The organism is Pseudoalteromonas ruthenica, from assembly GCF_008808095.1.
In the GTDB taxonomy this organism is placed as follows: Bacteria; Pseudomonadota; Gammaproteobacteria; order Enterobacterales; family Alteromonadaceae; genus Pseudoalteromonas; species Pseudoalteromonas ruthenica.
Map to the genome: position 1 here is coordinate 157,876 of NZ_CP023397.1, position 22,251 is coordinate 180,126.

17 protein-coding genes and 1 pseudogene are annotated in these 22,251 nt (G+C 49.3%); 11 read left to right on the forward strand and 7 right to left on the reverse strand.

The window, feature by feature from the left end:
* Window positions 1-30: 30 nt before the first annotated feature.
* Together PRUTH_RS16055 and PRUTH_RS16060 are read left to right on the forward strand one after the other, a co-directional pair.
* On the forward strand, window positions 31-513 hold the full coding sequence (locus PRUTH_RS16055) for a DUF2938 family protein (RefSeq protein WP_151173857.1): 483 nt from the start codon (window positions 31-33) through the stop codon (window positions 511-513).
* 9 nt (window positions 514-522) lie between these two features.
* Entirely contained in the window at window positions 523-1,164 is a 642-nt protein-coding gene (locus PRUTH_RS16060; protein WP_151173858.1) for a class I SAM-dependent methyltransferase, read from the forward strand.
* A gap of 27 nt (window positions 1,165-1,191) precedes the next feature.
* On the opposite strand, the gene PRUTH_RS16065 is transcribed toward PRUTH_RS16060, so the two are convergent.
* The 4 genes from PRUTH_RS16065 to PRUTH_RS16075 all read right to left on the reverse strand — a co-directional run bounded on the left by PRUTH_RS16065 (window position 1,192) and on the right by PRUTH_RS16075 (window position 5,750).
* A complete protein-coding gene (locus PRUTH_RS16065) occupies window positions 1,192-2,712 on the reverse strand; it encodes an arylsulfatase (RefSeq protein ID WP_151173859.1) in 1,521 nt (506 codons plus the stop codon).
* A gap of 163 nt (window positions 2,713-2,875) precedes the next feature.
* On the reverse strand, window positions 2,876-3,043 hold the full coding sequence (locus PRUTH_RS19170) for a hypothetical protein (protein WP_170268987.1): 168 nt from the start codon (window positions 3,041-3,043) through the stop codon (window positions 2,876-2,878).
* A 355-nt stretch (window positions 3,044-3,398) separates the two neighbouring features.
* Entirely contained in the window at window positions 3,399-4,250 is an 852-nt protein-coding gene (locus PRUTH_RS16070; RefSeq protein ID WP_151173860.1) for a universal stress protein, read from the reverse strand.
* A 9-nt stretch (window positions 4,251-4,259) separates the two neighbouring features.
* Window positions 4,260-5,750 carry a SulP family inorganic anion transporter gene (locus tag PRUTH_RS16075; RefSeq protein WP_151173861.1) on the reverse strand — a complete coding sequence of 497 codons (1,491 nt, stop codon included), beginning with the start codon at window positions 5,748-5,750 and terminating at the stop codon, window positions 4,260-4,262.
* Between the two features lie 460 nt (window positions 5,751-6,210).
* Between PRUTH_RS16075 and PRUTH_RS16080 the strand changes: the two genes are divergently transcribed.
* Complete coding sequence (locus PRUTH_RS16080) at window positions 6,211-7,707, forward strand: arylsulfatase (RefSeq protein ID WP_151173862.1); 1,497 nt, start codon at window positions 6,211-6,213, stop codon at window positions 7,705-7,707.
* Between the two features lie 42 nt (window positions 7,708-7,749).
* Here the strand turns inward: PRUTH_RS16080 and PRUTH_RS16085 are convergent, their stop codons facing one another.
* The 3 genes from PRUTH_RS16085 to PRUTH_RS16095 form a co-directional block, all read right to left on the reverse strand.
* Complete coding sequence (locus PRUTH_RS16085) at window positions 7,750-10,014, reverse strand: tetratricopeptide repeat protein (protein ID WP_151173863.1); 2,265 nt, start codon at window positions 10,012-10,014, stop codon at window positions 7,750-7,752.
* A 92-nt stretch (window positions 10,015-10,106) separates the two neighbouring features.
* The gene (locus PRUTH_RS16090) at window positions 10,107-10,886 is read right to left on the reverse strand and encodes a hypothetical protein (RefSeq protein ID WP_151173864.1); all 780 of its coding nucleotides are present in this window, start codon (window positions 10,884-10,886) and stop codon (window positions 10,107-10,109) included.
* A gap of 151 nt (window positions 10,887-11,037) precedes the next feature.
* Complete coding sequence (locus PRUTH_RS16095) at window positions 11,038-11,454, reverse strand: hypothetical protein (RefSeq protein WP_151173865.1); 417 nt, start codon at window positions 11,452-11,454, stop codon at window positions 11,038-11,040.
* Window positions 11,455-11,531: 77 nt separating this feature from the next.
* Between PRUTH_RS16095 and PRUTH_RS16100 the strand changes: the two genes are divergently transcribed.
* From PRUTH_RS16100 to PRUTH_RS16130, 8 genes and pseudogenes are all read left to right on the forward strand, one after another.
* The gene (locus tag PRUTH_RS16100) at window positions 11,532-15,545 is read left to right on the forward strand and encodes a rhombosortase-dependent M36 family metallopeptidase (protein WP_151173866.1); all 4,014 of its coding nucleotides are present in this window, start codon (window positions 11,532-11,534) and stop codon (window positions 15,543-15,545) included.
* Between the two features lie 323 nt (window positions 15,546-15,868).
* Complete coding sequence (locus PRUTH_RS16105) at window positions 15,869-17,209, forward strand: trypsin-like serine protease (protein ID WP_151173867.1); 1,341 nt, start codon at window positions 15,869-15,871, stop codon at window positions 17,207-17,209.
* 116 nt (window positions 17,210-17,325) lie between these two features.
* Window positions 17,326-18,015, forward strand: a complete 690-nt coding sequence (locus PRUTH_RS16110; RefSeq protein WP_151173868.1) for a thermostable hemolysin — start codon at window positions 17,326-17,328, stop codon at window positions 18,013-18,015.
* Window positions 18,012-19,421 (forward strand): annotated as a pseudogene (locus PRUTH_RS19330) (AMP-binding protein); the annotation flags it as partial. The gene PRUTH_RS16110 and the pseudogene PRUTH_RS19330, both read left to right, overlap by 4 nt.
* A 21-nt stretch (window positions 19,422-19,442) precedes the next feature.
* Entirely contained in the window at window positions 19,443-20,132 is a 690-nt protein-coding gene (locus PRUTH_RS19335) for an iron-containing redox enzyme family protein (RefSeq protein ID WP_257221107.1), read from the forward strand.
* Window positions 20,129-20,914: an SDR family oxidoreductase gene (locus PRUTH_RS16120; protein ID WP_151173870.1), complete on the forward strand. Its 786-nt coding sequence runs from the start codon at window positions 20,129-20,131 to the stop codon at window positions 20,912-20,914. Before PRUTH_RS19335 ends, PRUTH_RS16120 begins: the two co-directional genes overlap by 4 nt.
* Before the next feature lie 3 nt (window positions 20,915-20,917).
* Window positions 20,918-21,565: a tetratricopeptide repeat protein gene (locus PRUTH_RS16125; protein ID WP_045980128.1), complete on the forward strand. Its 648-nt coding sequence runs from the start codon at window positions 20,918-20,920 to the stop codon at window positions 21,563-21,565.
* 15 nt (window positions 21,566-21,580) lie between these two features.
* Window positions 21,581-22,246: a response regulator gene (locus PRUTH_RS16130; RefSeq protein WP_151173871.1), complete on the forward strand. Its 666-nt coding sequence runs from the start codon at window positions 21,581-21,583 to the stop codon at window positions 22,244-22,246.
* Window positions 22,247-22,251 lie beyond the last annotated feature (5 nt).

A 22,251-nucleotide genomic window follows, 5' to 3' on the forward strand; every position in this document is an offset into this window, starting at 1 on the left:
GCTACTGCCAATATCTTTTGGGAGTCGCATATGAATACAGACATGTTGTTATCGGCGCTTATTGCCGGAGTGATCGCCACCGCGTTACTTGATGCCTGGGGGGTTCTATTAAAATCGACCCTGCAAGTGCCTTCATTGCGCTTGTGTGTGCTCGGGCGCTGGCTACTGCAAATGCCTGAGCAGGGCATGGTGCAATGCCATGTTGCGCAACAACCAGGGCATCGTGGTGAATGTGCACTGGGCTGGAGCGTGCATTACGCTATTGGAATACTCTTTGCCTTAGGGTATTTTCTTATGTTGCAGTGGCTGCACCGCCCACCCAGTCTAATGATTGCTATCGCCTACGCCTTAGCCACGGTGGTATTTGCATTTTTTGTAATGCAGCCGGGCATGGGCGCAGGCTTAGCCGCGCGCCACAGCCCCAAGCCCTGGCGGGCACGGGGTAAAAGCATGCTGAGCCATGGTATTTTTGGTGTCGGCCTACACATTGGCAGTCTAATTGTGAGTCATTGAGAGTGTATTATGAATCCTGAATATTGGTTACAACGTTGGCAGCAAGGGGATATTGGCTTTGATCAACAAGAGCCTAATAGCAACCTAGTGGCGTTTTTCCCCACCCTGGCACTGACTCCTGGCGAACGGGTGTTTGTGCCATTGTGTGGTAAAAGTATTGATGTGCAGTGGCTGTTGCAACAAGGGCACGCTGTGGTTGCGGTGGAGCTCAGTGAAGACGCAGTGCAGGCGTTGTTTCAAGCGCTTGAGCTCACTCCAGATATCTCTCAGCAGGGTGAGCACCGGTGTTATCAGGCGGGCAACCTCTGCGTGTATGTGGGTGATGTGTTTGCGCTTGAACGGGCACAGTTAGAGGGAGTGACGGCTATCTACGATCGCGGCGCACTGGTTGCTTTAGATGCGCCCCTGCGCATGCGTTACAGCGCCAAGCTAAAAGAGCTGTGCCCTCAGGCGCAGCAGCTTGTGGTTACTGTGGAGTACCCTCAACCCGAGCCACAAAGTACACCGCAATCGGTTCCAGCAAATGAATTACAGCAACTCTATGGTGACCATTATCGCCTTGATTGCCTTAACCGAGCAGCCATGCCCGAGGGCATAAAAGGGTTTACCCCAGCGTTTAATAGCACCTGGCATCTCTGCATTGCAGGCTAGGCAGGGCGCATGCCCTGCCATCTGTGATTAGCGCCCCATTGATTGATTACTGATCTGCTCACTAATATCAGTAACTTGTACCGACATACTCTTCTGCGAAGGCGGAAACTTTTTAAAAGTAGCAACAAATTCAGCTATTTGCTTCGCTGCTGGGCCAAGGATCCAGCTGCGGTTTTCGGCCCATTCGTCATAGCCCCGTGCTTCGTGGAAACGCTCAAAAGGGTCTTGCTTCAAATTAGTAATATAGGGGGTGGTGAGCGCCTGTTGTGGTGAGCGGAACCAATGCTCTTGCTCTGTGAATAGTAGCTTCCAGTCGCCATGGCGAAGGCCATGAAAAGTGGTCTCGGTGAAATAGTAAAAGTCTTTTCGTTTGGTTTTCCCGTTGTTGAGCAACAAATCGCTTTGGTCATAACCGTCTAAGTGTACTTTATATGAGCGCCCGGCGACTTCTTTGCCCTGCAGTAACTGCTGTTTAATATTGCTATTGCCAGTCCATGCCATAAGGGTGGGCAGCCAGTCTTCCATGGTCATGAATTCGCCAGTGCTCACGCCTGCGGGAATTTTGCCCGGCCATTTTACGACCAATGGCACGCGAAAGCCGCCTTCCCAACCACCAACGCCCTTCTCGCCATGAAAGGGCTGATTACCGCCATCTGGCCACGAATTAGATGCAGCACCATTATCGGTCGAAAACATAACTATGGTGTTATCGGCGACCTTAAGTTCATCAAGTAAGTTTAAAAGCTCACCAACATCGTCGTCCATTTCCATCATGCCATCGGCATATAATCCATAGCCACTGCGACCTTGGTATTGGTCGTTAAGGTTAGTGCGATAGTGCATGCGGGTAGTGTTATGCCAAACGAAAAATGGCTTATCTTGTTTAACTGCTTCACGAATAAAGCGTTTTGACTCAACCAATACTTCTTGATCTAGGTTACGCTGTCGCTCTTGTCCAAACGGACCTAAGTCTTGGATGCGTTGACCGCCGTTTTCCAGCGCTTTGGAGTGAATTACGCCACGCATTTTTAAGCCTAGGCGTTCTTGAACTTGAGGGTCTTGAGGGTAATCTTGCTGTTCCGGGTACTCACCGGCATTAAGGTGGTAAAGGATGCCAAAGAACTCGTCAAACCCGTGATTGGTGGGCAGATGCTCATCGCGATCACCTAAATGGTTTTTGCCAAATTGACCGGTGGTATAACCTTGAGCTTTGAGTAAGGTTGCCAGTGTTGGATCACTTTCTTGGATCCCTTCTTTCGCCCCAGGCAAGCCAACGGTACTTAGCCCCGTGCGCATTGGGTATTGGCCTGTGATAAAGGCTGCGCGTCCGGCAGTGCATGACGCTTGGGCGTAGTGGTCCATAAACATCATGCCGTCATTGGCAATGCTGTCAATGTTAGGCGTACTGCCTCCCATCATACCGCGATGGTAAGCGCTAATATTCCACATACCCACGTCGTCACCCCAAATCACTAGAATGTTGGGTTTGTCAGCGCAAAAGGCAGAGAAGCAGGGCAAAAGTAATATAAAAACAGCGAGGCGAAGCATCTTGGTTCCTTGTTCGTGATTAAACTCAACTAGGTATAGTTAGTACCTAAAAATTAATCAAGCAGGCCACCGAGAATTTATAGTATAAATGGTAAGTAAGATGATTGAGGTCAAATTATGTGAAATAACAGAGGTGCGGCGCTTAGGTGCACCGCACACTTGATTACTGGCCTGAGAGCCAATGCATAAAACCTTGCATATCGGCTTTGTTGGCAAACTCAATGTAGCTTTTTCCTTGATGGTGGCGAATCGCCATCGCATGTTTGTTCACGGAAATAGCATGGATAGGTAGCGCAATATCAATACGCTGATTTTGATATAAATAGGACATAATAAAACTCTTTTATTTGGGCGCCTCGGGCGCAAAAAATAAGCCTTATTATCGTCTGGAAATGGCCGCGTTATTCACACGGAGCAGGCTCTGGCTTTTACTTGCAACAGATAAAGGCATTGAGCTTATAAATCTCTGGTCAGACTTTTAAGGCTTGTATTGTGGCGATGGAACTGACTGGATCAAGGAAAGGCATCACGATGACACTGTGGTGTCGGGTTTGCTTGGTGAGATAATGCAAACAAGCGGCCACTATAAGGCAGTTGATTGTGAAAAGCAAGTAAATAATCACTTACTTTGCAAATATTGAAGGCAAAGCCCGCGCCGCAAAGCGCCTAGCGGGCTTGAAGTGTGTTTAACGTAACACCACCAGCGGGATATCCAAAGTTTCCAGCATCCGTAGGGTATTACTACCAACAAAAAGTTGCCGCAGTTTCGAGTGCGCGAAAGCGCCCATAACCATCAACTCGATATCATTGGCTTGTTTATAGGCCATCAGCGAGTCGTAAATAGGGCCTTCAAGCAGCTCGGCTTTGACATCAAACCCTTGCTCTTGCAAACGTTGCGTGGCTAGCTTTAGCTTTGGTGCTAAGTCACGTTCTTTATTTTTTACCGCCACCAAGTGGCAGGGGATGCCATGTAAAAGGCCCCCGTCGATAACCTTTTGCAGTGCCTTGTCGGCGGTGGCGCGGCCATCATAGGCAATCATAAATGACTTCGGTGCTGAGAACTGCTTTGGCACCAATAGCACTGGCGCGCTGGCCTGGCGTAGTAAAGTCTCGATGTGTGAGCCCAATGCTTTGAAGTTATTTTCATGGTTTTCACCACAGCGGCCAATAACGATTAACCGTGACATGTCACTGAGGTCAATAATGGCCTCGACCACATCGCCATGGCGTTGGCGCGTTTCTACTTGCTCAACGTTAGCCTGTTTGGCTTGTGTGGCCAAATCTTCGAGTAGCTGCTGCCCCAACTCCAACGCCATTTTGCCGCGCTTTTCATCGAGCTCTGTCATCTCATTGAGTAACGATGAGCGGGCTCCGAGACCAATAGCACCGCTAAGGTCGTCCGCGCCGTGTTGCTGTTGGCGCTCAATGGTGTGTAAAAAACACAGCGGGTGTTGCAGTTTATTTGCTGACCATATAGCGGCGTCAGTGACCGCTTGGGTGATTGCTGAGCCATCCACGCAGGTAATTATTTTCTTCATAGTATGCTCCTAATGTCCGCCCATGAGCTTATCCACTTCTTTGGGATCGTTGTGAACGCCAAATTTGTCTACTACGGTTTCGGTGGCTTCGTTCATTCCGATAACACTGACCTCTGCGCCTTCACGGCGATATTTTATGACTACCTTATCTAACGCAGCCACGGCTGTCACATCCCAAAAGTGAGCATGAGTTAAATCAATAATCACTTTGGGGGCCGCTTCTTTAAAGTCAAAAGCAGCAATAAATTGCTCTGCCGAGGCAAAAAAGACTTGCCCTTTGACGGTGTAGGTAACGCTGTGCTGCTGTTCATTATGACTGGTTGTAACCGCCATAAAACGACCAATGCGATTGGCGAAAAATAGCGTGGCGAGTAACACCCCAACGAGCACACCCAAGGCGAGGTTATGGGTGGCAACGACCACGATAACGGTGCTGATCATCACCACATTAGTCGATAATGGGTGGGTGCGTAAGTCGCGAATAGACGACCACGAGAAAGTACCAATCGACACCATTATCATCACTGCCACCAACGCCGCCATGGGGATTTGTTTTAGCCATTGATCGAGAAACACCACCATGATCAATAAAAAGCTGCCAGCAACAAAAGTAGAAAGCCGACCACGACCGCCGGATTTAACATTGATAATAGATTGCCCAATCATGGCACACCCGGCCATACCGCCGAACAAGCCAGCACCAATATTGGCGATACCTTGGCCTTTACATTCGCGGTTACGATCGCTTGGGGTATCGGTCAAATCGTCGACGATAGTGGCGGTCATCATCGATTCCAGTAAGCCCACCACGGCAAGACCGACAGAGTAGGGGAAGATAATGCTAAGGGTTTCAAGGTTCAAAGGCACATCCGGCCACAAAAATACCGGGAGGGTGTCTGGCAGCTCACCCATATCGCCGACAGTGCGAATATCTAAGCCCATGACCATGGCAACAATGGTCATCGATACGATGCATACCAGTGGCGAGGGGATCACTTTGCCGACCACGGGAACATAAGGGAATAAATAGATAATAGCCAAGCCGGCAGCGGTCATGGCATACACATGCCAGGTGACATTAGTGAGCTCCGGCAGTTGTGCCATAAATATCAATATTGCCAAGGCGTTGACGAAGCCGGTGACCACCGAACGAGAAACGAACCGCATTAGCTCACCGAGGCGCAGTGCGCCAGCAATGATTTGCAGCACCCCAGTGAGTAGGGTCGCGGCCAGTAAATACTCTAAGCCGTGCTCTTTAACGAGTGTGACCATCAGCAGCGCCATGGCACCGGTGGCCGCCGAAATCATCCCCGGACGACCACCAACAAAGGCGATTACCACGGCGATACAGAAAGAGGCGTATAACCCCACCTTAGGGTCGACCCCGGCGATAATGGAAAAAGCAATGGCTTCGGGCACCAGTGCAAGCGCCACTACGATTCCAGCAAGCACATCGCCGCGAATATTAGAAAACCAGTCTTGTCTTACGTGTTCAAACATAGAGATAACCTAACGCGTTACTAGTTGGCGCCCTTGGGTAAGCTACAAACGCTGAAAAGCTACGCGTCACAGCCTCGATAACATGGCACGAACTATTCGTTGCCTCAATGGACAATGATTGTGTTATTGAGTGTGTTCGCATACTGCGCACACAATAAAGGTTGCGGCACTAAGTGTAGTGCACAAAAGGAAGGAAAAAGCCTAGGGCGGCGTAAATGTCACAATGACGCTCCAAATACTTAATTATTTTTTTAGGCTACACGGTTAGCGTATGAAAAACAATCGCCTAGCGATGATGTGCGCACTTAATAACAGCAGCTTTGCTCGGTCTATATGGGCTCAGATCAACTTATTGTTGGAAACTTTACTCAATTACGGTGCTCACCCAGCAGCTTGTCCCTGTTCTGCTATATTTTATTTGCAATTAAATAAATCGTACAAATGTTAGTAAGGAAACATCATGAAAAAATACCTAGGGGCGGCTGTGTTAGCGCTAAGTACTTTCACCTTAAGTGCACAGGATGATCCCAATGTGCTTGCCATTATGGTGGATGATGTGGCGCAAGTTTCATTAAGTGCGTATTCCCATGGAATGACCTATAACACCCCAAATATTGACCGTATTGCCAACGAAGGGGCGCTATTTACCGACCATTATGCCCAGCCCAGTTGTACCGCTGGACGAGCTGCCTTTTTAATGGGGCAACTGCCAGTACGCACAGGCTTAACAACAGTTGGTCAGCCAGGAAATCCATTAGGGATCAAAGAGGCCGACCCAACTTTGGCAGAGTTTCTAAAACAGCGCGGCTATATGACCGCGCAGTATGGTAAGAATCACTTAGGTGATTTGGACGAGCACTTACCCACTCGTCATGGCTTTGATGAGTTTTACGGCAACCTCTATCACCTCAATGTGTCGGAAGAGCCTGAACAAGAGGATTACCCAAAAAGCAAAGAGTTTAAGAACAAGTTTGGACCGCGCGGGGTGATTGAGGCGTTTGCCGATGGTCGTATTGTCGATACCGGCCCGTTGACGCGTAAGCGTATGGAAACCTTTGATGAGGAAGTGTTAGCCAAATCATTGGATTTTATGGAGCGAGCGGTGGCCGCCGATAAACCGTTTTTTATTTGGCATGCCCCTAGTCGTATGCATGTCTACACTCACCTCAAACCTGAAAGCCGCCATTTAGCAACTCATATTAGCTCCGAAGAAGACGTATTTGGCAGTGGCTTATTGGAGCATGATGGCCATGTTGGTCAGTTATTGGATAAGCTGGATGAGTTGAAAGTCGCTGATAATACGATTGTTATTTATACCACCGACAATGGCCCTGAACAGAGTTCTTGGCCGGATGCTGGCACCACCAAGTTCAGGGGTGAAAAAATGACAACCTGGGAGGGGGGAGTGCGCGTGACATTTTTAGTGCGATGGCCCAAGGAAATTCCCGCTGGTTTAAAACTCAATGGTATTTCTTCGCATGAGGACGTGTTCCCGACCTTAGCCGCAGCCGTCGGTGAGGATGATTTACGTACCGAGATGGAAAAAGAGTTCGATGTTTATATCGACGGTGAGAACAATCTGGATTATTGGCGTGGTAAGGCTAATGAGTCTGCGCGCAATCATTTCTTTTATTACTATGAATCACAACTAACAGCTATTCGCGTTGGCCCATGGAAAATGCACTTTGCTTCAAAACCCGGTGGCCGCTACTACGAAGATTTAGTAACTCATACCATGCCGAAGTTGTTTAATCTGCGCAAAGACCCAATGGAGCATTATGATGGCGTGACAGGCTTTCACCAAATCATGAAAAAAAGCTGGGTATTCCAACCAGCCATTGCCCTGTTGACCAAACACATTAAGAGCTTTGAAAAATTCCCGCCGCGCCAAGAAGCAGCTTCACTAAATATTAATGAGGCAATTAAAAAGGCGAAATCGGCATCGCATAACCGTTAAGCGCGTGTAACCAGAGTGAGGTTGCTCACTCTGGTTGCGCTGTTACTGGTTTTGCAATTGCTGCATCATCGCGAGCTTCTCGACCATGGCCGCTATCTGTGGGTTATCTGGCAGCAATTGCTGTAGTTGCTGGGCATAGCGATAGGCTTGGCGATACTGCTTTTGCTGTGCATGCAATTGCATCAAGCTATAGCTGATATCAGGGTTGGCTGGTGTAAGTGCAAATGCGTTGTTTAGTTGCACAAGCGCCTCTTGGTGCTGCCCTCTATCTTGCAGAAGTAGCGCATAGGTATACACATAATCACCATTGTTACTTTGTGCTGCGCGCGCTAAATGGGAGAGTGCTTGCTGTTTTTGTCCTGAGCGCACTAAGCTCATGGCCAAAGCGTAGTGCAATGCGGGAGCATTTTTATTAACGCTTAGCCCTTGCTCAATCGTAGTACGGGCCTTTCGCTCTTGCGATAGCGCACGGTAAAGGTCGGCCAGATTGACATAAGCCGGAATAAAAATGGGTTCCACTGCGATGGCAGCTAAGTAATGTTGCTCAGCCTGCTGATGCTCGCCTAGTGAGCGTGCCAAGTTTCCAAGATTAGTATGACTGTAGCCGCGCTCAGCTTGATAATGCTGCATTTGACGGTAGTCCTTTAGTGCATCTTCAAGCTCAAGGCGCTGCTTATCACTTAATTGAGTCGCAAAGCGAGCTGTGAGCATTTCAGCTAAGGCTCGCCCTGCTTCCGCGCGAATGGGCAGGCGAGGATCTGTGAGCAAAGGCTGTAGCATACGATAACGCTCGGCAATGGCAAAGTTGCGCGCACCGGCTATGGCTCCTTGGCGTTTTAAAGGCTCGTCGTCCCGCACCGCGCGAACAATTGCGACCACGGCATTTCTATCTGGCTGATCTGCCATGCGAGCCAATGCTGAAGCGCGGACGATATTTGGGTAACTCTTATCCTGCGCTATTTTTGTCAGCATGGCGGATGCACTCGGCAAGTCATTGTCTGCAGCATAAAAGGCCTCGGAGAAGTGCGGCGTGCCCAAGTAATTTGAGTTCGGGTGCCAGCGCTTTATGTGCGACGTTGCCCATTGCGGCGTTTTATCTTGATGGCAACCGTTACAGGCGTTGGGAGCCTGTGTTTTCGCCGTTAAATCGGGACGTGGTACGCGAAAACTGTGATCGCGACGTGCATCCACCTGCATAAAAGTAGTTGCTGGCATGTGGCAATCGACACACTGACTGCCCTCACCGTCGTGTTTGTGGCCATGGTGTTTGGCGGTATCAAAGACTTCAGCAGTATGGCACTGGGTACAGGTTTGATTCCCTGGCAGAGTTAATTTGCCACTGTGCGGGTTATGACAGTTCGCACACGTGACACCCGCTTGGTGCATTTTACTTTGCACAAATGAGCCCCAAACATAGTTCTCATCCCATATCTGACCATCAACATGGTACAGCTCAGGTTCCAGCAGCGCTGGTTGAAAACTGTCCATAAAACTATGCGGACCTTGGCGGTCGGCTACTTGCGAGCGTCGTGCATGGCAAGTGGCACACACTGCAACTTGAGAGCTGGGACGCAGTGGACTGGCCGCTTTCATACTGCCATCCGTCTGGCGCTCAAACAGCGGCGTTTTTACACCGATAGTGTGTTCATAGCCTTTATCGTTAATGGTTTTGTCGCCCTTTGCCCATGCCAAGTGCGCCTGACTATCGCCATGACAGGACGCGCAGCCGACATTAATAGCGCTGTAACGCGAGTCGAATTGTTGCTGTTTTGCTAAATAACGTTTCTCAAAATCACTGGAGTGGCAATCAGCGCACATATGATTCCAGTTTTGCCCTTTTTGGCTGTAATGGAATTCGTCGTGGGGCTGCTGTTCAGGGTGAAGAACAAACCAACGCTGGCCTCCTTGTGCCTTTGGGCGACTATCCCAAGCGAATGGAAAAAACTGTAGTTGGCCATTGTCTGACGCAAACATGTATTGTTGTAAAGGGAAGTGACCGAAGGTGTGAGTCACCTCAATATCACGCGTTCGCCCTTGTAAGTCAGGCATGGAGATAATTAATTGCGCATTGCGTTGCTTAAAGGTCGCTTGTTGGTTTTGAAACGCCAATGTGCGGTTATCGAATGCCCCTAAGGCGGTCTCTTTGCTGGCTAGCGCCATCGCGTTGGCATGATCTGATTGCTGCCAATCCATGACCTGTTGTTGATGGCAGGTGGCGCACTGCTTAGGGTCGGCAAAAGCGAGTGTAGTAAAGAGCACCAAGGCAATACCAACGATCCTCCATTTGCCTAATTTGCTCAAATCCATTGCTACATTCACTGCATTGATAATTTAACTTGTTTATAACAGTTTATTTGCTGCGCAGTAAAGCACAGCATTTTTGCACTAAGTATTTGTTACTAAAGCTGATAGTTAAACTCTAAGCGATGATCGCCAGCAAAAAAGTCGGTGTTTTCATTCCAATTAGCAAAGTAGCGCAGGTTCATACGCGGGGTGAGCTGATAGCTGAGGGCGAACTCATGGGTGAGTAGGGTGCTTTCTTGGGCGCCATAGTAGTTATCTCTGTATTGACTGGAGCCGGTTAGCGTAGTTAACCAAAAAGGGTTGTAGTTTACCCAAATGTTGTCGCTGATAGCCCATTTAGAGTACATACCTAACAATCCATAACTGCCCATAAGCGCGTAGCCGTCATCAATGCCGCCATCGCTTTGCACTCGGTCTTTACCCACAGAAAGACCCACCCCGGCGAGCGGGTAGAAGCTAAGAGCTCCGTGAGCAGGCAGTGTCTGAATAAAACTGTAAGAGATATCAGCGCTTTCATCAGCAACCAAACTGCCGCGAAAGTTGTAATTAACATCGAGCTGCTTCGCTTGGCCTTTGGGGAGCGTAACATTGAAGTTGCGAAAACGAAATGAGTCGAGTGACTGTGACGTACGCATATCAGAGCGCCAACCTAGAGTGTCGCCTAACAGGCCTTTAGCCTCGATGATATTCATTGCGGCGGTTTGTTCATTACCAGTATCGTAAGACTGGCCGACTTTAAAATTGACTCCTTTGTCGGTAACGCCAACACCGGCTTGGGTATACACTGCCAAGGGATCAGACATATCTTGGACTTCATCGTCATTGGCGAGAACCAGCATGGGAGTAAGCAATAGTAAAAAAATGAGGGGTTTCATGATTATCCTTAACAAAACAGTCCACAATAAGCGCGAGAGCGAGTCTTCCCACAAATGCTAAAGAGTATAGCTTAGACCCTAAAAAGTTCCTGCAAAAGATACATTTTATTTAACCGAGCTCAGTGTGCTAGCACAACCAGAATGCTTCTCATCACTTGATAGCCGCTTGGCTTGGTTTTGAATAATCCACTAATAGTTCAACAACGTCGATGGCTTCGTTTTGTTGCAGTTGCATCATCTCAGCGGCTAAATCAATTTTATTTATGGGGGTTAAGCGATAATTATTCCCAGAGAGGCTGTTTATTTTATACCGAGCACGCAGCATGTCAGCGGGTAATGCTTGGCTGGTCACAACAATATCGCCTACCACCGTGCCATATTCACCTGTCGATACGTTGAATACCTTGTTTCCAGCCTGCAAGCGAGGGGTTTGCCAGCGAATCTTATCGCCGTTGTTGTTTAGCGTGTAAACAGCCGGTGTGGTTTTTTGTGCCGTGGAAGAAGTCGGCGCCTGAGGCATGCAACTGGTTAGCAATAGCGCGCTGAGTAGGAGGTAAATTGATCGCATTATTACTCCGACTGTGTATTAGTAATATGGTCTACCTTTAAGGTAGCTCCGATTTAACCGCGAACGCAAGGTGACTTATGGCTCAATCTCAACAACGCAGTAACTCTTTTAAATTAACGCGAACGGCATCAAGCGTTGCAGTTACTACTGCATTGAGCGCTGCTTTATTGAGTATGCCGCTAACGCTGCATGGCGCGCCACAACAGGCTGGCGAAGACCATTACCAAGCGGTGGTTAAGGCCGCAGCGCCGCTGGCAGTGGCGCAAAGAAGGCTAGCACAGCAACCAACGGCCAGTGGCCATCAATCTCATTTTGATAACACCCTAGAGCGCGCCACCTTCGTGTGGGGTCAAGCTAAGACGGTACCCGTCACTGCCCAAGTCACAGATTTAAAAACCCGAGCACACACACATATGCAACGGCTCAGCGGCATCAGTGCGCTCAAATCATCTCAGGTGGATGTGCGCCTCAATGACTGGCACGACATAAGTACTGGCGCTATCGTGGCGCGTTATCAGCAATTTGTGCAAGGTATTGAAGTATTTAATCGCCGCTACAGCGTTATGCTCAACCGTCAAGGTAGCCTCGTTGCTGGCGCTGGATATTTTGCTGATGTACCGCAAAGCGCGCAGAACTTTACCGCCCTTGGCGCATTTTCGTCTGAGCAGGAGGCAGCTCTTAGGGCTATCGCCGAGCTCAGTGATGTGCCGGTACAACTCGATGCACGCCGTATTCGTCAAGGATATAACCATTTTGAAGTGCGCAGTGCCAGCGACCAGCAGCAGTTTGACAATGTGCGCGTGAAGGCGGTGTTCTATCCACTTGCCGATGAGTTGAAAGCTGCCCATTACGTTGAAGTGGAACGCAAACGCAGCGATTCACTGGAGAGTGATTACTTTGCTTATGTGATTGCCAGTGACACCGGTAAAGTGCTGTTTAAAAACAATTTGCACAGTCATGCCACGGAGTATAACTACCGAGTTTACGCTGATATGCAAAGCGGCTATCCCCTAGAGGGGCCGCATGGTGATGTGATCCCCGCCGATGGACCGAATCAAACCGACGAAACCACGATTCTAGCTGCACCACTGGTTACTCTTGCCTATTATTCGGCGATTTCAACTCAAGACCCATGGCTTAGCGAGAGTGCCACTCGCACCGAGGGTAACAACGTTTTTGCTTATGCAGATATCAATGCTCCCCAAGGTTTTACCTCTGGCGATATCACCGCCGAGACGACCTCGGCGTTCACTTTTGACTATCCCATTGATCCCGAATTAGCTCCGACTGCTGAAGGCAATGTAAAAGCGGCGGTGGTGAACCTCTTTTACATGAATAACTTTTTACATGATTTTTTTTACGACTATGGCTTTGATGAGGCCGCCGGGGTCGCTCAGCAAAATAATTATGGTCGAGGTGGCGCTGCTGGCGACCCGATAGAGGCGCAGGCACAAGATTACAGTGGTTTGAATAACGCTAATATGGCCACCCCTGCAGATGGCGCCAGCCCAAGAATGCAAATGTATTTGTATAACTCCAAAGACGCCCAAGTTGGTCAGGATTTTGGTGTTATCGGGCCGACGGGAATAGGCACTTTGAGCTCATCACAGCGCTCGGCCTTTGGCCCTTCAGAATTTGATATAACAGGCGAGCTTGCGCGCTTTAACGATGGCAACGATGTTGATTCAGGCAGTGTGTTTGATGGATGTGAGTCCGCTGCCGACCCCAGCACCTTGGCGAATAAAATCGCTATTATCGAGCGTGGCAGTTGTAACTTCACGGTGAAGGTTAAAAACGCACAAGATGCTGGTGCATTAGGCGCTATTGTTACTAACAATGTCGATGATGGCACCCCAGCCCCCATGGGCGGTGAGGACGCGACCGTCACCATTGGCAATATGGGCCTCAGCTTCGATGACGGCCAACAGCTGTATAATGCCATGCTGTTGGGCTCGGTCACGGTGCGAATGTTTAATACCAACCCGCTCAAAGATGGCACCTTTGATAACGGTATAATCGCTCATGAGTGGGGTCATTACATCAGTAACCGTTTGATTGGCAACGGCTCCGGGCTGGGTAACTTCCAAGGCCGTGCTATGGGCGAGGGCTGGGCAGATTTTCATTCACTGCTGTTTATTGCTAAAGCCAGTGATGCGCAAATTGCGGGTAATAGCGACTTTACCAAGCCTTATGCTACCGGCACCTTTGTAGAGGATTTTTACTTCGGTATTCGTCGTGTTCCTTATACGCCGAACCAAGATATCAACCCACTGAACTTTAGGCATATCACTGAAGGTGCAGGTGGCGACGTTGGTTTACCGCCTACCAGTGTCGCCTCACCTCATGCACCGGGTGAGCTATGGGCATCTGTGCTGTGGGATAGCTACGTGGCGTTGATTAATGAACATGGCTTTAGTGAGGCCCAACAACGCATGGCGCGCTATCTCGTTGCCGGGTATAAAATGACCCCGGTCTCTCCGCTTTACACCGAAGCACGAGATGCTTTATTAGCGGCCATTGCCGCAGAGGACGTCGACGACTATCGCCTCGCACTGAATGCCTTTGCCAACCGAGGGATGGGGCTGGGTGCGCAATCGCCTGAGCGTTTCAGTACTACTTTAGATGGCGTGGTCGAGTCCTATGAAACACAAGCGTCAGCATTTAGTGTCGAGCAAATAACGCTCGACCCCGAAGGAGTGAGCTTCTGTAGTGCCGATGGCTACCTTGATATTGGTGAAACCGGTACGCTGACGGTGCAAATCAGTAACACCGGAAGTGAAACGCTTAATAACATTCCTGTGCAATTTAGCGTCCTATCGCCGCAAGATGTAACCCTAGGCAATGGCGGTGAGAGTGAAGTGGTGTCCATTGAGCCCTTTGCCAGCGCTCAAAGCACGCCCATCGATGTGAGCTTAAATGGTGCTGATATCGCCTCGCCTTTACAGCTTCAAGTTAGCTTCCCCGATGATGGCGAGAGCGTGCAACGTCCCGAACCTATCACCCAGACGTTTACAGTAAATATTGCCTTTGCGGATGCGCCTCTCACCGATGGTAGTCAAAGTGACGACATGGAATTAGCGGCACTGAGTAAAGAGAACTTAGCGCTTTCTTTGCTCAAAGACACGGTGGGTTCTGAGCAAACATTAAGCTTTGATAATTCAGATATCATCGACACCTTTGAACAAGGAGGTGTGCAGCTGGGCGAGCAAAGCTTATTTTTACGCAACAATAGTTTTGAGTCCGATGTGGCTCTGACTACGCGAGCGTTTACGGTTGCTGAAGAGCAAGACTTTAGCGTCTCTTTTTGGCACTTCTATGCCCTAGAAGAGTTTTGGGATGGCGCGGTCGTTGAAGTGAACATCAATGATCAAGGTTGGCAAGATGTCACCGAGGCGGGAGGGCAGTTCGCTGTCGGCTATAATAGACAACTCAACCAGAACCCGGCTCAGTCGCTGCAACAGCGTCCTGTGTTTACTGGGCGCAATAGCACCGACAGCGTGTTTGGCAATATGGAAACCATTGATTTTGGCCAGCAACTGGCAGGTGAGCAAGTGCAATTGCGTTTTCGTATCAGCTCCGATGGTAGCGTAGAAGATACCGGTTGGTGGATAGACAATGTCAGTATTGCGGGGATCAGCTCTGAGGTGTTTTATCAGGTTGTACCCGGCGACGTGGAAGGGTGTGATAATCGTCCTCCTGTTATTGCGCAGATACCAGCTCAAAGTGTTGATGAGGGAGAGCAGGTCAGTATCAGCGCTGATGCGCAAGATGCTGACGGTGATACCTTGAGCTATCAATGGCAACAAACTGCTGGACCTGACGTGACTCTCAGCGCAGCTAACACGGCCACAGTCAGTTTTAATGCACCACAAGTCAGTGCGCAGCAAACCTTGGAATTCACCGTGACGGTGAGCGATGGCGAGCTGATTGCTCAGCAAGATGCGCAGGTGAGTGTCAATAACATCGCCGAGCCAGCTCCTGAACCCGAGCCTCAGCCCACGCCCTCAGCCAGTGATGAAGGTGGCAGTGGCTCCATGGGTGGTTGGGCATTATTGCTGCTCGCTATGCTAGGGCTACGGCGACAAAAATAAGGGCGCGATTAGCACTTATAAGGCCACCTCCCGGTGGCTTTTTTTTGCTTATTCGCATAGAACTTCAGCCTATTTTCCCAACTCATGGGACTGGTCTAAGCTGCGCTAAGTGTAAATTTTTAGATACGCACGCGTGTAGTAAAGGCTTGTTAGGCAAATAAAAGAATGACGCAAAGTTTTGATATAACATAATAATTACATGAAATTTAAATGCAGCGTGAACAACAGGAGTGATACGCTTGAATAATATTCAATAACAAAAAATTTACATTGTTGTTTTCGTACCTATATTGATACTTGAAACTAACAAGGAGACCAAGGTAATGAAAACAACAACCCTCAACCCCGTTCAACGAGCTCTGGCCTGCGCTGGGGTGACCGTAGTTATGCTTACTAGTGCAGCAGCGCATGCTCAACAACACCTCGATGGGCCGGGACAAGTGAGCCCTCTTATTGTCGGCGGCAATCCTGCTAACACCGCAGATTGGCCCTTTTTCACTCAGCTATTATCACGTTATGGTAGCTCTCCCTTTTGTGGCGCGAGCTACATCGGAGATGGCTATGTATTAACGGCAGCGCACTGTGTTGATGGCAGCTCAGCTTCCTCGTTGAATGTAAAAGTAGCGGGGTTTAGCAGCGGCGGCAGTGATGGCGATCGTATTGGCGTGTCGCAAGTATACGTACATCCTAACTTCGCCTCAGTGTCAACGGGATACGATGTGGCGCTATTAAAGCTGGCGCGTCTTCCAAATCAAGGTCAGGCGGTAACCATGGCACAGGGGTCGATAGGTCAGTACGCTAATAATGGTGATTTACTCACCGTTGCAGGTTTAGGGCGCTTAAGTGAAGGTGGCTCGTCACCGAGTACCTTATATGAAGTAGATGTACCGCTGGTGTCCGATAGTGTGTGTCGCCAATCCGGGGGCTCTTATAACAATGTCGGCGCAACCCAGTTTTGTGCTGGTTATTCGCAAGGACAAAAAGATGCCTGTCAGGGTGACAGCGGTGGCCCTATTGTTATTAATTCCGGTGGGCAAAGGGTGCAGCTTGGTATCGTAAGTTGGGGGATCGGGTGCGCCAGACCAAACAACTACGGGGTGTACGCTGATGTCGCTGACTTACGCAGTTGGATTGATGGGATAACCGGTGGCTCAGGCTCACCGACAGTGTTTTTATCGTATACAGAAAACGAATCATTGGGTAATTTCACCTTGGGAGAGACGCAACAGCACACCTTCACCATTACCAACACAGGCAGCAGCGCCGTCACTTTCAACACCGTGAGCCTATCAAGCGCTGGTGTGGCATCAACGGTTGTCAAAGCGCAAGATAGCTGCAGCGCTGCAACACTGCCAGCGAATCAAAGTTGTAGCGTTGGTGTTGAATTTGGTGCCTCAGCTGCTGGGAGTTTGGGTGTGACGCTTGATTTCAGTGTCGAGCAGAGTCCACGCCAATACAGCGCGGCAATTTCGGCTAACGCAGTGGATGGCGGCAGCGTCTGTAAAGGTAATTGGGACGCTAATACCATTTACTATCGTCGTGATCAGGTCACGTACAATGGCTATCGCTATCAGGCACGCTGGTGGACACAAGGAGATGTCCCCTCAGAATCAGGTCCATGGGGTGTGTGGCGCCGAATCGGCTCTGATCCCGCCTGCCAATAATACGCCCACCAAAAAGGCCATAATCATGGCCTTTTTATATTTTTAAGCACACTTAAGGTTTACTTAAGGTTGGCTCACTAACTTGATTCCATAGCATAAGTAAAACGAGATAGGTTATGGAGTCGATAGCGTTAAATCACCAACAGCGGCATGCGCCAGAGTCGCTGGATACGTCAAACAGACCTCTGTCTACCGGGTATTTTACGGCCACGTTAGAGCACCATCAGTATAAGGTGTTATGTACGCGGATCCGTCAAGGTTTTGCCAAGCACTATGATGCGGATATCAACCAATTTATGCCGTTATTGGTTTGTTTGGTGACTACCAAAGAGCGCTATTGTTGTTTCGGCCTACGCAGTGCCAATGAGCTCTTGTTTATAGAGAACTATCTGCCTCGGCCTTTGTCGTCATATCTTAAGCAGTGGCAGATAGCGCCGCAGCAATGTGTAGAAATGGGTAACTTAGTGTCGACACACAGCGAGACTACATTATCTCACTTTGTGATCCTTGCTAAGGCGTTGAAACAAGCACATAAAAAAAGCCTACTTTTTTGCGCCACGGCCCACATACGCGCTTTACTATCGCGGATCGGGGCACCGTTTGAGGTTGTGTGCGACGCTCAACCCGAATGTTTAAGCGATCAGGGGCGATGTTGGGGAAGTTATTACTTTAACCGCCCTCAAGTATGTCGCGTCGATATAGATTCTGTGTGTAAGTACATAGATAACACGCCTAAGTTACAAACACTGGCCAACAGCCTAAGTGAGGAAGTGAGTACCCTAGCTTGGCAGGGGAAAATGCTATGAATCACAAGTTATGGCCGTTGCCACCAGGCAGCCACATTAGTGACGAGCATACCAGCTTAACAGCTAAACAGCTCGAGCTTGCGGTATACCAGCTAGCACAGCAGCTAAGCAAAATGTCAGCGCGATGTATCGCATTAGAGCTAGATAATGGCGTACCGTGGATGGTATTGGATTTGGCCATGCAGCAAGCAGGTATTGTCGCGTTGCCGCTCCCTGCGTTTTTTACCCCACAACAGCGCCAGCATGCCCTAGGTACTGCTCAGCCAGATTATGTGCTCAGCGATTCTTGTCATCAAGGTCAATCACTGTGGGTGGCAGGCACTGAATTGCGACTGACAAAGCTTGAGTATAAGCAGCAAGCTCAGGCCTTTCCTAAGAACACCCAGAAGATCACTTTTACATCGGGCTCTACTGGCAACCCAAAAGGGGTGTGTTTGAGCAACAAACAGCTCATTCAAGTTGCCAATTCGCTCGTGCAACGCACGGCCCTGAGTCGGGCGAAACATTTGTGTTTACTTCCCCTCGCGGTATTGCTTGAAAATGTGGCAGGTATGTATGCGCCCTTACTGATGGGAGGGCAAGTGCATGCGCCAAGTTTAAGAACACTTGGATTCGATGGTATCGAGCTTGTACAACCACAGCGGCTGTTGACCTATATCAGCACCTTTGCACCACACTCGTTGATCCTTGTTCCAGAGTTGCTTAAGGGGTTAGTGCAAGGGGCAGAGAATGGCTGGCAAGTGCCTACGTCATTGCAGTTTATCGCTGTGGGTGGGGCCAAAGTCAGTGCCAAACTCATCGCACGCGCAAGGCAATTGGGTCTGCCTGTTTATCAGGGATATGGCCTTTCTGAGGCCGGGTCGGTGGTGAGCCTTGCAACGAAGGGCAGCAATAACTTACACAGTGTCGGCCGGCCTCTAGAACATGTTGAATATCATATTGAAGATGACGAGTTATGTCTTGTCGCACCTCATTTTTTGGGATATCTCGGCGAGCCACACCCTACCGAGCAACACTATCGAACTGGCGATCTCGTGCGCGTGGAAAAGGGTGAGTTATTTATTGTCGGTCGAAAAAGTAACCGCCTTATTTTAGCGAATGGCCGCAATGTTTCCCCAGAGTGGCCGGAGTCTGAACTGTTAAACCAAACTGCAGTTACTCAGGCTGTGGTCTTTGGCGAGGCTCAAGCGCACCTTGTGGCGTTGTTGTGGGCGCCTGAAAATGTATCCGACCAGCAATTAAACAGCGCACTAGCGCGTGTCAATAAAGCACTGCCAAGTTATGCGCAAATCATGCGTTACCACCGCCTTGCAACTCCTTTATCGGTGGACGCTGGACACCTAAGTGCTAACCATCGGCCAAAACGCGCCGCCATCGCGCACGCATTCAGCGATATTTTAAATGATTTATACCAGGAGCAACCCAAAATGACCTTCTTTGAACAGCTAGTGGCGAAAACCGAGGCACAACGTCAATATTTATTGTCAGCGCCGATTATTAGTGAAGCATTGGCCGGTAAGGTGAGCTTAGATCAGTACGTCGCCTTTTTGACCCAAGCTTATCATCACGTAAAGCACACCGTGCCGTTACTTATGGCCTGTGGTGCACGCGTCCCTGAACACAAGGAGTGGCTACGAGACGCGCTCGCCGAATACATTGAGGAAGAATTGGGGCATCAAGAATGGATACTCAATGATATTGCTGCTTGCGGCTTTGATAAAGAGCAAGCCCGGGCTAGTAAGCCGGCTATGGCGACAGAGCTGATGGTGAGTTATGCCTACGACACCATAGCGCGAAACAATCCGCTTGGATTTTTTGGCATGGTGCATGTATTGGAGGGAACCTCGATAGCACTTGCAGACTCTGCTGCAAGCGAAATAAAAACGTCATTGGCGCTGCCACAAAAGGCGTTTACTTATCTCACCTCCCATGGCGCCTTAGACCTAGAACATGTGAAGTTTTTTCAGGGGCTTATGAATCGTATTACCGATGCAGATGATCAACATGCGATCATCCATGCGGCGCAGCGCTTTTACCACCTTTATGGGAATATCTTTCACTCTTTGAGTGCAGAGCACGGTCTTGCCAAAATCCGTGGCCAGCAGGTGAGCGCATGAGCCAAGCTATCGCCGTACTCAGCGGAGCCACTGGCGGCATCGGCCAAGCCATCGCCAAACGCTTAGCGCAACGTCACTATCGTTTGGTGCTGCTTGGGCGCCAGCAACAGCTGCTTGATTCTTTAATAAGCGAGTTGCCAAGTCCTCAATGTGGTCACCATATCGGGCTCAGTGTCGATTTGGCAATGACCAATGATATTAACCATGTTATTGATTTACTGAGTGGGATTGGTCGCTGTGACTTGCTCATTAACAATGCCGGTGTCAACAGTATGCAGCCCCTACAAACGCTCTCGACTACACAAATCGATAATGTGTTGAGCGTCAATATTCGTGCGCCAATGCTGCTGAGCCAAGGGTTATTGGCGGCTTTGAGCCAGGCTCGGGGCACTATTATTAATGTTGGTTCGTCATTTGGTGCCATCGGTTACCCACTGCAAAGCCATTACTGTGCGAGCAAATTTGCATTACGTGGTTTTAGCGAAGCATTAGCTAGAGAGCTCAGCGACAGCGCGATTACCGTCAAATACTTCGCTCCACGAGCAACACACACGGCGATCAACAGCGACAAAGTGGTGGCGCTTAACACGGCGCTTGGTAACGCTATGGATACCCCTGATTATGTAGCCGATGAATTTATGCGTCTACTCGACTCAACAGAGCGCCAGCGTAGTGTTGGCAAGAAAGAATCATTCTTCGCCAAGGTGAATGCACTATGGCCAACCTTGGTTGATAACGCGCTAGCCAAGCAACTTCCTGTCATTAAAAAGTTAATGAGGTGAGCTATGAAAACATCATTTTTATCTTTGATCTTCACTGTGGCTCTGTGCCACCCCCTAGCCTACGCAGATGAACCACCTATCAGTGTCGCTGAGCTGATGAGCCAATGGGCACACGTTAATTATGAGCTACAAGATGATAACCAAGAGCAGGCTTTTGAAGCGCTGATGGGGGCTGCCAAAGATTACACCCACAAGTTTCCACAAGATGCAGAGGGTCATATCTGGGCAGGGATTATTTATTCCAGTTTTGCTGGTGCGAAAGGGGGGCTAGGTGCCTTGGGTTTGGCAAAGCAAGCGAAGCAAGAGTTGGAGCACGCTATCCGTTTAGATGGCAGTGCTTTACAAGGCTCTGCTTACACCAGCCTGGGGACCTTGTATGCGCAAGTGCCGGGTTGGCCTATTGGTTTCGGTGACGATGATAAAGCCAAAGAACTGCTACAGAAGTCGCTGCAAATCAACCCTGAAGGCATTGACGTTAATTACTTTTATGCTCAGTTCCTCTATGATGAAAGAGAATATAAAGAAGCGAAAACCTATCTGCTTAAGGCCCAAGCCGCACCACCTCGCTTGGCTCGCCCGCTTGCAGATAAGTATCGGCAGCAGGAAATTAGCACTTTATTAGCTAAAGTTGAGCGTAAATTACGCCGTTAGTAGGGGAGAGTTGGGTTGCGGCTGTTGTTAGTTGAAGACGATGCGCTCTTGAATCAAGGGCTGACGCGAACATTAAGCAATGAGGGCTACGCGATGGAGTCGGTATCAGATCTTGCGTCAGCTCGCGCATATATCGCCAGCGACGACATTGACATGGTGATTCTAGATTTAGGCTTACCCGACGGTGATGGACTCACCTTGATGAGCCAAATTAAAGGACGCAAAAAGCCGCTGCCGGTGCTTATCTTAACGGCAAGAGACAGCTTGGATGACAAGATTAAAGGCCTTGATTTAGGTGCTGATGATTACCTTGTGAAACCCTTTGAAGTGGATGAGCTGCTTGCTCGACTGCGGGTGTTGTCGCGGCGTATCAGTGGCGTCACCTCTAGTTTACTGCGTTGTGCTGCACTGCGTCTAGATTTAGCTGCGCATCAAGCCTGGGTCGACGAGCAGCCGCTATCCTTGCCGCGTAAGGAGTATATGTTGCTTAAAGCATTGATGGAAAACCAAGGTCGAGTGTTGTCAAAGGAGCAGCTAGAGCAAAAGCTATATCAGTGGGGCGAAGAGCTCGGCTCAAATGCCATTGAGGTCCATATTCACCATTTGCGTAAAAAGCTGCCAGCTAACATGATCAAAACATTGCGAGGCATTGGTTACGTCCTCGCGTGTGAGCCTCGATAAGCGCA

Excerpts from the sequence above, each read along its gene's own strand:
- PRUTH_RS16055 (WP_151173857.1), top strand. The coding sequence starts at position 31 with ATGAATACAGACATGTTGTTATCGGCGCTTATTGCCGGAGTGATCGCC.
- PRUTH_RS16060 (WP_151173858.1), top strand. The coding sequence starts at position 523 with ATGAATCCTGAATATTGGTTACAACGTTGGCAGCAAGGGGATATTGGC.
- PRUTH_RS16065 (WP_151173859.1), bottom strand. The coding sequence starts at position 2,712 with ATGCTTCGCCTCGCTGTTTTTATATTACTTTTGCCCTGCTTCTCTGCC.
- PRUTH_RS19170 (WP_170268987.1), bottom strand. The coding sequence starts at position 3,043 with ATGTCCTATTTATATCAAAATCAGCGTATTGATATTGCGCTACCTATC.
- PRUTH_RS16070 (WP_151173860.1), bottom strand. The coding sequence starts at position 4,250 with ATGAAGAAAATAATTACCTGCGTGGATGGCTCAGCAATCACCCAAGCG.
- PRUTH_RS16075 (WP_151173861.1), bottom strand. The coding sequence starts at position 5,750 with ATGTTTGAACACGTAAGACAAGACTGGTTTTCTAATATTCGCGGCGAT.
- PRUTH_RS16080 (WP_151173862.1), top strand. The coding sequence starts at position 6,211 with ATGAAAAAATACCTAGGGGCGGCTGTGTTAGCGCTAAGTACTTTCACC.
- PRUTH_RS16085 (WP_151173863.1), bottom strand. The coding sequence starts at position 10,014 with ATGGATTTGAGCAAATTAGGCAAATGGAGGATCGTTGGTATTGCCTTG.
- PRUTH_RS16090 (WP_151173864.1), bottom strand. The coding sequence starts at position 10,886 with ATGAAACCCCTCATTTTTTTACTATTGCTTACTCCCATGCTGGTTCTC.
- PRUTH_RS16095 (WP_151173865.1), bottom strand. The coding sequence starts at position 11,454 with ATGCGATCAATTTACCTCCTACTCAGCGCGCTATTGCTAACCAGTTGC.
- PRUTH_RS16100 (WP_151173866.1), top strand. The coding sequence starts at position 11,532 with ATGGCTCAATCTCAACAACGCAGTAACTCTTTTAAATTAACGCGAACG.
- PRUTH_RS16105 (WP_151173867.1), top strand. The coding sequence starts at position 15,869 with ATGAAAACAACAACCCTCAACCCCGTTCAACGAGCTCTGGCCTGCGCT.
- PRUTH_RS16110 (WP_151173868.1), top strand. The coding sequence starts at position 17,326 with ATGGAGTCGATAGCGTTAAATCACCAACAGCGGCATGCGCCAGAGTCG.
- PRUTH_RS19335 (WP_257221107.1), top strand. The coding sequence starts at position 19,443 with ATGACCTTCTTTGAACAGCTAGTGGCGAAAACCGAGGCACAACGTCAA.
- PRUTH_RS16120 (WP_151173870.1), top strand. The coding sequence starts at position 20,129 with ATGAGCCAAGCTATCGCCGTACTCAGCGGAGCCACTGGCGGCATCGGC.
- PRUTH_RS16125 (WP_045980128.1), top strand. The coding sequence starts at position 20,918 with ATGAAAACATCATTTTTATCTTTGATCTTCACTGTGGCTCTGTGCCAC.